This is a genomic window from Halolactibacillus sp. JCM 19043 (genome assembly GCF_001310395.1).
GTDB lineage: Bacteria > Bacillota > Bacilli > Bacillales > Amphibacillaceae > Halolactibacillus > Halolactibacillus miurensis.
In genome coordinates, this window is sequence record NZ_BAXD01000024.1 from 45,821 (window position 1) to 54,341 (window position 8,521).

17 protein-coding genes and 1 pseudogene are annotated in these 8,521 nt (G+C 36.1%); all 18 read left to right on the top strand.

The genetic code is table 11. The features are described 5' to 3' along the window. Positions 1-229: 229 nt before the first annotated feature. Complete coding sequence (locus JCM19043_RS11340) at positions 230-424, top strand: helix-turn-helix transcriptional regulator (RefSeq protein ID WP_062322622.1); 195 nt, start codon at positions 230-232, stop codon at positions 422-424. 37 nt (positions 425-461) lie between these two features. After that, a complete protein-coding gene (locus JCM19043_RS11345) occupies positions 462-668 on the top strand; it encodes a helix-turn-helix domain-containing protein (protein ID WP_062322625.1) in 207 nt (68 codons plus the stop codon). Further along, on the top strand, positions 665-928 hold the full coding sequence (locus tag JCM19043_RS11350; RefSeq protein WP_062322627.1) for a hypothetical protein: 264 nt from the start codon (positions 665-667) through the stop codon (positions 926-928). Before JCM19043_RS11345 ends, JCM19043_RS11350 begins: the two co-directional genes overlap by 4 nt. Before the next feature lies 1 nt (position 929). Then, positions 930-1,169: a hypothetical protein gene (locus JCM19043_RS11355; RefSeq protein ID WP_062322630.1), complete on the top strand. Its 240-nt coding sequence runs from the start codon at positions 930-932 to the stop codon at positions 1,167-1,169. Between the two features lie 17 nt (positions 1,170-1,186). Next, complete coding sequence (locus JCM19043_RS16515) at positions 1,187-1,348, top strand: BOW99_gp33 family protein (RefSeq protein ID WP_156321403.1); 162 nt, start codon at positions 1,187-1,189, stop codon at positions 1,346-1,348. Continuing rightward, entirely contained in the window at positions 1,311-1,589 is a 279-nt protein-coding gene (locus JCM19043_RS11360) for a hypothetical protein (protein ID WP_062322632.1), read from the top strand. Before JCM19043_RS16515 ends, JCM19043_RS11360 begins: the two co-directional genes overlap by 38 nt. A gap of 2 nt (positions 1,590-1,591) precedes the next feature. Beyond that, positions 1,592-1,798, top strand: a complete 207-nt coding sequence (locus tag JCM19043_RS18915) for a methyltransferase domain-containing protein (protein WP_369813851.1) — start codon at positions 1,592-1,594, stop codon at positions 1,796-1,798. 23 nt (positions 1,799-1,821) lie between these two features. Further along, positions 1,822-2,043: a hypothetical protein gene (locus tag JCM19043_RS18920; protein ID WP_369813852.1), complete on the top strand. Its 222-nt coding sequence runs from the start codon at positions 1,822-1,824 to the stop codon at positions 2,041-2,043. Beyond that, positions 2,019-2,240, top strand: a complete 222-nt coding sequence (locus tag JCM19043_RS11370) for a hypothetical protein (RefSeq protein WP_062322634.1) — start codon at positions 2,019-2,021, stop codon at positions 2,238-2,240. Before JCM19043_RS18920 ends, JCM19043_RS11370 begins: the two co-directional genes overlap by 25 nt. Positions 2,241-2,510: 270 nt before the next feature. After that, positions 2,511-2,927 carry a hypothetical protein gene (locus JCM19043_RS11375; protein ID WP_062322637.1) on the top strand — a complete coding sequence of 139 codons (417 nt, stop codon included), beginning with the start codon at positions 2,511-2,513 and terminating at the stop codon, positions 2,925-2,927. After that, entirely contained in the window at positions 2,927-3,223 is a 297-nt protein-coding gene (locus JCM19043_RS11380; RefSeq protein WP_062322639.1) for a VRR-NUC domain-containing protein, read from the top strand. The genes JCM19043_RS11375 and JCM19043_RS11380 overlap by 1 nt, the downstream gene beginning before the upstream one ends. Beyond that, positions 3,165-4,145 (top strand): DNA helicase, encoded by a 981-nt coding sequence (locus tag JCM19043_RS11385; RefSeq protein WP_231631526.1) that lies wholly within the window; start codon positions 3,165-3,167, stop codon positions 4,143-4,145. The genes JCM19043_RS11380 and JCM19043_RS11385 overlap by 59 nt, the downstream gene beginning before the upstream one ends. Before the next feature lie 28 nt (positions 4,146-4,173). Beyond that, positions 4,174-4,443, top strand: a complete 270-nt coding sequence (locus JCM19043_RS17740; protein ID WP_231631527.1) for a helicase-related protein — start codon at positions 4,174-4,176, stop codon at positions 4,441-4,443. Beyond that, positions 4,440-5,669 carry a DUF1351 domain-containing protein gene (locus JCM19043_RS11390; RefSeq protein WP_062322641.1) on the top strand — a complete coding sequence of 410 codons (1,230 nt, stop codon included), beginning with the start codon at positions 4,440-4,442 and terminating at the stop codon, positions 5,667-5,669. The genes JCM19043_RS17740 and JCM19043_RS11390 overlap by 4 nt, the downstream gene beginning before the upstream one ends. A gap of 256 nt (positions 5,670-5,925) precedes the next feature. After that, on the top strand, positions 5,926-6,717 hold the full coding sequence (locus JCM19043_RS11395; RefSeq protein ID WP_062322642.1) for an AAA family ATPase: 792 nt from the start codon (positions 5,926-5,928) through the stop codon (positions 6,715-6,717). Between the two features lie 138 nt (positions 6,718-6,855). After that, on the top strand, positions 6,856-7,209 hold the full coding sequence (locus tag JCM19043_RS11400; RefSeq protein WP_062322647.1) for a zinc-finger-containing protein: 354 nt from the start codon (positions 6,856-6,858) through the stop codon (positions 7,207-7,209). A 3-nt stretch (positions 7,210-7,212) separates the two neighbouring features. After that, positions 7,213-7,653, top strand: coding sequence for a DUF669 domain-containing protein (locus JCM19043_RS11405; protein WP_156321404.1), 441 nt, complete (start codon positions 7,213-7,215; stop codon positions 7,651-7,653). 11 nt (positions 7,654-7,664) lie between these two features. Further along, a pseudogene (locus JCM19043_RS11410) lies at positions 7,665-8,521 on the top strand (DNA polymerase B); the annotation flags it as partial.

Consider the following 8,521-nt stretch of genomic DNA (forward strand, 5'->3'; position numbering starts at 1 on the left):
ATGTTTTAATATATTTTGTGTAAGCTAATTTAATACGCTAACAAGCACAAGAAAAACCCCTAATAAAAAACAAACACTTCGAGGTCGCCAAACTTAGAAACGTTGATTTAATAGGTATATTCTAGGCTTATTTAGCTATGAATTGATTTTAAAACATTTGCGTAAAAATGTCAATGGAAGTTAGCATATTTTATTAGCTTACATAAAAATATAGAAAGGGTGTGGTTAAATGTCTCAAGATTTTATCATTAAAATCCGTGTCACGTTAGCTAAACATGATAAGACTCAAAATTGGTTAGCAGAAAAGATTGGGATTTCTAAACCGTATATGTCAGACATTATGAATGGCCGCAGAAATCCAGCGAAGCAAATCGGACCGATTGAAACGGTTTTGCAAGAGTTGGAGAAGGGAGAAGTTAAATGACGAACAATTTACAAGTTATCGAAAAGAGGTGAATATCATGAACAACATTCTAGAAGGAGCAAGCGATATTTTAACTTCTGATGAAGTAGCGAATTATTTGGGAGTTCATAAAAACACTATATATAACTTGTGTAAGAGTGGTGAATTACCTTCTTTTAAGATTGGAAATAATCGACGTATACGAACAGAAAAACTACGTGAATATATCAAATCACAGGAAGATAAACAGGAGATGAACTCATGAATCGTTATCAAGATTTAATAGACCATATAGATCACTACGAGCTTGGTCATTTAGTTATTGATAATAATGAAACATTAAAGTTACAACTCAAAAAAGACAACTCAATCATTGAGATTCCACGTGACTACAGCATTGAAGTCTTCAACGAGTGTCGATTCGAAAAGCACACGCATGAAACATTGTTAACAGTGAAAGACGATATCGGATGGCCAGCTTACGCAGGATTATATACGAAAATCAAAAGAAAAGGCGGTAACTAATATGTACGATATTTTGACGGACGACAAGAAACATTTAGAAAAATTTAGCGAACGTTTTGATGAAGTTAAAGCTTGTAATGATAAAAAGATTAAAGAGTATCGACTCGGAGCGTTGATGACGGACATGGAATCAGTCTTTGATATTCCAAAGCAAGGACATTTGCGCATTGAAGCTTTCAAAGTTGCCTTCCCCGACGTTTGGTCACTATATAAAACTATTACAAATGAGCGTTGGGCCTAAGAAGGAGGGAGAAATAAATGATTAAAATTAAGCATGTTATGGCTGACGGAACGGTAAGGGATAGCATTGATGGTTATGTGGTGCCTCTAAACGATAGAACAAAACGAGCTTATGAATTATTAGCTAGAAAGGCGGAACAAAATGAGCATAGAACAACATTATCTAAAACGAGATCATAACCAATTAAGTGAACTAATTAATGCTGTGCACGGTAATTCGCTTCAAGCTATTCAGCTGTCCATGGAAGGAAAGAATGAAGAAGCGCGATTATGCGGCTTAAAAATTACGCACTGTCTAAAAGAAATTAATAAATTAAAACACAAGAAAATTGAGACAGATGTAATAAGAAGTTTACTGAATCAAATAAAAGAGCGAGAGCTTACTGATCAAATGCTTCAAAAGCGCAGGGATTGGTTTTAGGTATGAAAATTTTAGACGCATGTTGTGGCAGTAAGATGTTCTGGTTTGATAAAGATAACGCACATACGACATTCATGGATATTCGCGAAGAACAATTCGAGATTCACAATAAAAAAGTAAATGTTTGTCCTGACATTATTGGCGATTTTAGAAATATGCCATTTGATGATCATATATTTGATTTAATTGTTTTCGATCCACACATCTAAAATGGGCGGGACAGAAATCTATCATGAAAGCACAGTACGGGCAGTTAGATAAAGTTACCTGGAAAGATGATATAAAAAAAGGGTTTGATGAATGTATGCGAATTTTGAAGAAAAACGGAACTCTGATATTTAAATGGTCCGATGTTCAAATTCCGGTAACAGACGTATTGGAAATTTTAGATTATAAACCGCTGTTTGGAGATCAGAGAGGCAAAACAAGATGGATTGTATTCGTGAAAGTTTGAAGGGAGATGAAGAGGTGAACGAATGTATTATCGCTAGACCTGTAAATGGGATAACCATTAATGGCTTAGAGTACATCCTCGATGATTTCGGAGAAGTTAAAAGGTTCAACACTAAAGATGAAGCTATTCAATATTTAAAGCAAAATGGCTTATCGGAAAAGGAGATTGATAGCTTAAACTTTATTGAAGTTTATTGAAGGGAGGTGAAGACGTTGGAATTGGGATTAGCTGCAGGATTAAAAGTGAAGCAAATAGCAGGCGAACATATTGATGATGAGATCAATCGGTGGTTATTAAATAGCCGGATGCTGAAATCATTGACATAAAGTTTAGTGCCAGTGCACAGCATGATGAATGGGGCGTAGACGCACTTATCATCTACAGAAATGAATAAGACTCGCGCTACCAACACGAGTCTCAAAGAAAAATCACACACTTAGTATAGCATGAAAGGGGATTATTTAGAAATGGATATTAACGTTCAAACACATTTAAAGCAATCCGAAATTAATGGTTTATATCAAGAAATAGAAGATTTAAAAAAGCAACGTACACGATTGAAAGAGACTATCGATACTAAGACCGAAAAGATTATTAAACATATCTTAAAACATGGAAATGTCATTGCTTATAAAGAGGATGTCCCACATGTCCTTACCGTTAAGTTAGCAAGAACAACAAAATTTGATAAATCAGCACTATCTAATGATTTGAATGTCCCACAAAAAGAACTTGATCTTGTCGGTGTGGCTGAATTAGTCGAAGGAAATAGAATCACGTCGCAAAAGTTAAGTGGTTACTATTATGAGGATCAAGCACAGAAACTTAATGCTAGAAAGGCCAAGAAGTCAGATATCGAATTAATCTTTGGTGGTCGTTCGTAATGGCACAAGGTCCAGAGAAACGAATTGAGAATCAAATTAAGCGCTACTTAGATAGTATTGGTGCCTGGCATATAAAAACGCATGGATCCATGTTTTCTAAAGCGGGAACACCGGATATTATTGCTTGTGTAAAAGGCACATTTGTAGCGATTGAAGTAAAACGTCCTGAAGGCGGAAAAATAAGTGAATTGCAAAAGTATCATATTAATGCAATTAGTGAGGCAGGTGGATTAGCTTTTGTTAGTAGATCCCTTGAAGAGACGAAGCGCTATTTTGAAACAAACCATCTTGTATGACTTTCAAAAAAAACTATTAAATAGCATTGAAAAAGATTATATTATTGCGGCAGATACAGGCACAGGGAAAACAATCATGGCCATATATCACTATCTGAGACATACAAAAGGTGAACCATTACTTATTGTAGCCCCTCCACAAAAAATTAAAGAGGGCGGTTGGGACCGCGATATGGCTCTCGTGTCCCAAAAACATGGCATAGAAGTCGACTATGATCTGTTGTCTTATGGAGTGTTGGCTAAACGATGGAAAGAATATAAAGGTTACTTTGTCGTATTTGACGAGTGTCATTATATTAAAATGCCAACCTCTCAACGTGGTAAAGCAGGGAAGTTTTTAGCTTTAAGCAGTACACATTTTCTTTTATTGTCCGCAACGCCTGCCAGCAACGGTTGGGGAGATACCATCAACTACTTTATCATGTTTGGTTTTGAGAAGAACAAAACGCAATTTGAGAGGGATTATGCAATAAAAGAACCTCTATACCGATCCGGTAAACCTGTTATGTACGGCGGAAGACAGATGGAGCGAATTGTTGGTTGGAATAAAGAAAAAGAATTAAAACAACGTTTTGAATCATTTTCTATCAAACTATCAAAAGATGAGGCACTAGATTTACCACCATTGATTTTTGAGGATGTCCAATTCAAGAGTAGCCCAGAGTACAAAAAACTTAAGAAAGACCGTGTACTTGAGATTAATGGTGAACTAGAAGCGTTTGATACGCTACCCAAGTTACAACACGGCTTGAGGTTTCATGCTAATCAATCGGAAAAGTTAAAGTATTCCGAGATGCTGGCGGAAGGTACGAGTGAAAATATTATCTTCTTCTACTATTACCAGGAAGAAAAAGAGCAACTTAAAAAGATAATGAAAAAATTAAAGAAAACGATTTTCGAAAGTGAGTGGCCAAGCTACTAAACTACCAAAAAAGGATAGCTGGAGTACGTTGAATAACAGTGTAACACTTGTGCAGTACATGGCAGGTAGTGCAGGGATTGAACTTCAATATGCGAATTTAGTTGTTTTCTATACACCAACGTACAGCTATCAAGATTATGAACAAGCGCTTGGCCGAGCTTACCGGAATGGCCAAGAAAAAAAGGTGACGGTGTATCGCTACATCACAAAAGGAACGATAGAAAAAGACATCTATGATCGACTCAAGCAAAAGAAAGACTTCACGGAAGATTTGTTCAGGAAGGAGTTTGGTGTATGAGTATCACAACTCAAGCAGGACCAAACGTAACAGAAAACCGGCATAAATATATCGGTGGTTCAGACGTGTCTACAATTCTAGGACTAAACAAATTCAAGTCAATGTACGAACTGGCTCTTGAAAAAACAGGCATAGTTAAGTCTGAATTTAAAGGCAATGAGTATAGCGAATACGGAAACATCATCGAGCCACAGATACGTGAATACGTGAACCTCGTGCGCGGAACTAATTTTAAAGAAGATACACGTATTCAAGACAATTTAAGAAGTAATACAGATGGTTATGACTCAAATGAACAATTGATACTTGAGATAAAAACACACGGTAAGACACCCACAATTGAAGCGTACAAGGCGCAAATGCAATTGTATATGTATCAGTTCGAATGTAATGAAGGTTGGTTGGCGCTTTATGAAAGGCCAAAAGATTTTAATGCTGAATTTGATAGTGAAAGATTAAAAATCAAACAGGTACCGCGTGATGATCATTTTATAAAAGATATGTTCGTGGCAATTGAAAAATTTTGGGAAGGTTGCGAATATCTAAAGTCACATCCTGGTGCGAGCGAACACGATTTTTATAACAGAACAGTAAAAGGAGATGATGAGATGAATGAATTGCAAGTGAAAACAATACAATTTGAACCAGCCAAAGTTGAGTTCAACTATAAAGAGCTAGAAGCAGCACTTGAAGAAAACCTAAAAAGATATGAGGGTTTAACATTCACGGAAGATGATGCTGCAGAATGCAAGAAAACAATTACTGAGCTTCGTAAAGGGAAAAAGGCCGTTGATCAATACCGGTTAAAAACGAAGAAACAGTTAACCGCTCCTGTGACAGCATTTGAAAATCAGTGCAAAGAACTAAACAAAAAATTTGATGAAGTGATTAACCCTTTAGTTGAACAGCATGACGTATTTGAGAACAACCGCAAAGAAGAGAAACGAAAAGACATACAAGAAATCATTGATCGTTTTGTAGATGCCGGTCTAGATAAAACAATTGCTGAAGAATTGATCATTGAGGATAGCTATCTTGCTAAGAGCAAAAGTTTGAAATCTGTGGAAGAAGAATTAAAAACTGTTGCCGATCATTTAGTGATGAAACATGAGAAAGCGGAAGCGGATAAAGATGTCATTGAGAGCACCGTAGAGATTGCAAATAATCGTTATGGTGTGAATTTAACAAGCGCAGCTATATTCACTTACTTAATCACAAGGATGTAAAAGAAATTAAAACGCAGATTCTTGATGATGCTCAGGATGAAATTCAAAAGCAGGTTGATAAAGAGAAAGAAGAAAATCGCATTGAAGAATTAAAAGCAGAGAAGCAAAAAGAAACGGAAAAAGTTGTTGAAGAAGCGGACGAACCAACCTATTTTGAGCTATACGAAGTCATTGGTACTGAGTCGCAATTAGATGCTTTGGAAGAGTTCATGAGAAATGAAAATATTGAATTTAAAGTCAAGGAGGAAAATTAATTATGGGTCTATTACCAGAAAATAAAAAGAAAGTATCGAAAGAAACGCCACGTAATTTTGTCATCTTCGGAGAAACAATGAATGGCAAAACTTATTTTTCCGAAGAGTTTCCGAATCCGTTAAATCTTAACACAGACGGTAACGCAGAAATGATTGAAACACCCTCGATCAACATTAGTCACCAAAGAAACAGTAAAGGTGACATTACCAAAAGTGCTAGTGAGTTAATTTCAGATATCATTGATGAGCTCCAAGGAACCAAACACACATTTGAAACGATTGTTATCGATACAATTGATGATATTATCACGCTCTTTGAACAGGAGATAACCGAAGAAAACAATGTGAAATCGGTTGGAGATATCGGCTGGGGTAAAGGCCATAGCATGATTGAGATGATGGTCCGTGTATTCATTATGCGACTGAAAGAATTAAGCATGAAAAAGAAAGTTAATATCATCTACATTTCTCGTAGTATCACCATTGAAGAGAACGATGTATCGAGACAGGTGCCGAGTCTGAAAATGAAATGGATGAACATTGTCAACGGTAATTCAGATTACACTATTCTTTGTCGCAAAGTAGGCAAAAACTATATCCGAAAAGTAGAAAGCAAGCGTAAAAATTATACTCGCGATAAAGTCGATGATGAAACCATTCGTAGTTTATTAGATACCGTTATTGGTGCTTATGACAAGAGCAAGAAGACATCTGTTAAAGATGCAAAAGCGATTGTTGAACAACAAGAAAAGCAACAAGAAGCCGAACAAAAAGTTAAACAAAAAAGAACGTGAGGCTGAGGCTCGAGAAGATAATCCTAAAAAGGAAACTGAACAACAAGTTCAAGAACAATCGGAACCCGAACAAGATCAGACTAAAACGACAACACCAACTAGAAGACCAGCTCGACCACCGAGGTCTGTAACAAAATGATGAAATGCCCTTACTGTTATGGTGATACAGAATTCCTTAGCAGTAAACAATTTTATGGTCGTGATTATGGTACTAATCTATACGTGTGTCGGCGCTGCGATGCACGTGTAGGTACCCACGGCAAAGGTAACACACCACTTGGAACAATGGCCGATAAAAGGCTACGCGTATTGAGAAAATGTTGTCATACTCATTTTGACAAGCTGTGGAAAAGTAAACAGATGTCTAGGAGTAAAGCATATCAATGGATGGCTCATGTAATAGGTGTATCAAAAGAGCAAGCACATATAGCAATGTTTGATGAAGAACAATGTATGAAATTATTAAAAATTTTAACTAAAAAGGGGAAATAAATGATGAACTTAAAAGATATGGCGGCAGAGATTTTAGAACAAGGTTTTGATCCAAAGAAAGATGCAGTAGGTGGCGATTTTGAAAATCTACCAGATGGACTATATGACGCCATTCTTATTGATGTGAAATGGCAAGGGCCAAATGACAATGGCACAGAATGGTTGTCTTATGAATTTGAAATTTTGAATGAAGGTTATGAGAATAGAAAATACTTTGGAAATATCTTTTTCTCAAATGAAAAGATGATGCAACTTAACTTGAAGCGAGCAATGAAGACAGCGGCTATTTTAGATGTTGATCTAAGCATTGAAGATTTCGAAGATGAAGAGGCACTTGTTGAGACGTTAAAATCCGGTGTAGGTAATCAGTGCATGATCGAATTAAAAACAAACAAAAAAGGTACTTTTCAAAATTGGGAAGCATTGCAAGAAGCACCGTTTTAGGATGATGACAAATGTTTACCTTTTATAATTTTAAAGTGTTTAAACATGATTGGTTAGTTGTTTTTATAGATGATGAAGGGGCTGTAACTAAAATACACAATGACAGGGATGCGCTAACGCATTTCCTGTCCAGTGTAAGCTACTTAGTTGGTTATAACAATTACTACTATGATGACAAGATTGTGGCTTCTGTTTTACGTGATATAGATCCATATGAAACCTCTCAAAAAATCATCGGTGGTAAAAAGTTTAATCTATCATTACAAAACCCTATCACGTTAGATGTTATGCAAGAGTTAAAAAGCCTCTCTTTAAAAGAAGCGCAAGCGAATTTGGGTTTAAGCATAGTTGAAACACCAGTTGATTTCTCAATTAATCGCCCGCTAACACAAAGGGAGATTGAACTAACATTTAGTTATTGTCAAAACGATGTCCTCATAACAAAGCAATTATTTGAAGAACGTGAACACTACTTTTCAGCTAAATTCCAGATTGTAAAAGAATTTAATCTGCCGGCTGCATCTGTTAGAAAAACACAGGCGAATCTAGCAGCTGAAGTATTAAAAGCTAAGCCCAAAAGTGACGAGAAACGTTTAAATATTATTTATGATGATGAGCGTATAAGTAAGTGGGAATTACCTGTCAATGTTGTTCAGTTTTATGAAGATATTGAAGCTTCCTACAATAAAGGTTTGGCGTATGAAGCGCTAGAAAAAGAAAGTCTTACTTATAAACTAGCAGGATTAGATCATACGTATGGTTTTGGTGGTCTGCATGCTGCAAAAGAAAAATATATAGGTGAAGGGCTTTATATGCAAATTGATATATCAGGCTACTACGCTTCCCTTATTATCAATAACAACTTATT

Coding starts and splice junctions, on each gene's coding strand:
- JCM19043_RS11370 (WP_062322634.1), top strand. CDS start 2,019: ATGGATTGTATTCGTGAAAGTTTGAAGGGAGATGAAGAGGTGAACGAA.
- JCM19043_RS11395 (WP_062322642.1), top strand. CDS start 5,926: ATGGGTCTATTACCAGAAAATAAAAAGAAAGTATCGAAAGAAACGCCA.
- JCM19043_RS16515 (WP_156321403.1), top strand. CDS start 1,187: ATGATTAAAATTAAGCATGTTATGGCTGACGGAACGGTAAGGGATAGC.
- JCM19043_RS11405 (WP_156321404.1), top strand. CDS start 7,213: ATGAACTTAAAAGATATGGCGGCAGAGATTTTAGAACAAGGTTTTGAT.
- JCM19043_RS11400 (WP_062322647.1), top strand. CDS start 6,856: ATGAAATGCCCTTACTGTTATGGTGATACAGAATTCCTTAGCAGTAAA.
- JCM19043_RS11350 (WP_062322627.1), top strand. CDS start 665: ATGAATCGTTATCAAGATTTAATAGACCATATAGATCACTACGAGCTT.
- JCM19043_RS11375 (WP_062322637.1), top strand. CDS start 2,511: ATGGATATTAACGTTCAAACACATTTAAAGCAATCCGAAATTAATGGT.
- JCM19043_RS11390 (WP_062322641.1), top strand. CDS start 4,440: ATGAGTATCACAACTCAAGCAGGACCAAACGTAACAGAAAACCGGCAT.
- JCM19043_RS11340 (WP_062322622.1), top strand. CDS start 230: ATGTCTCAAGATTTTATCATTAAAATCCGTGTCACGTTAGCTAAACAT.
- JCM19043_RS11355 (WP_062322630.1), top strand. CDS start 930: ATGTACGATATTTTGACGGACGACAAGAAACATTTAGAAAAATTTAGC.
- JCM19043_RS18920 (WP_369813852.1), top strand. CDS start 1,822: ATGAAAGCACAGTACGGGCAGTTAGATAAAGTTACCTGGAAAGATGAT.
- JCM19043_RS11380 (WP_062322639.1), top strand. CDS start 2,927: ATGGCACAAGGTCCAGAGAAACGAATTGAGAATCAAATTAAGCGCTAC.
- JCM19043_RS11360 (WP_062322632.1), top strand. CDS start 1,311: ATGAGCATAGAACAACATTATCTAAAACGAGATCATAACCAATTAAGT.
- JCM19043_RS11345 (WP_062322625.1), top strand. CDS start 462: ATGAACAACATTCTAGAAGGAGCAAGCGATATTTTAACTTCTGATGAA.
- JCM19043_RS18915 (WP_369813851.1), top strand. CDS start 1,592: ATGAAAATTTTAGACGCATGTTGTGGCAGTAAGATGTTCTGGTTTGAT.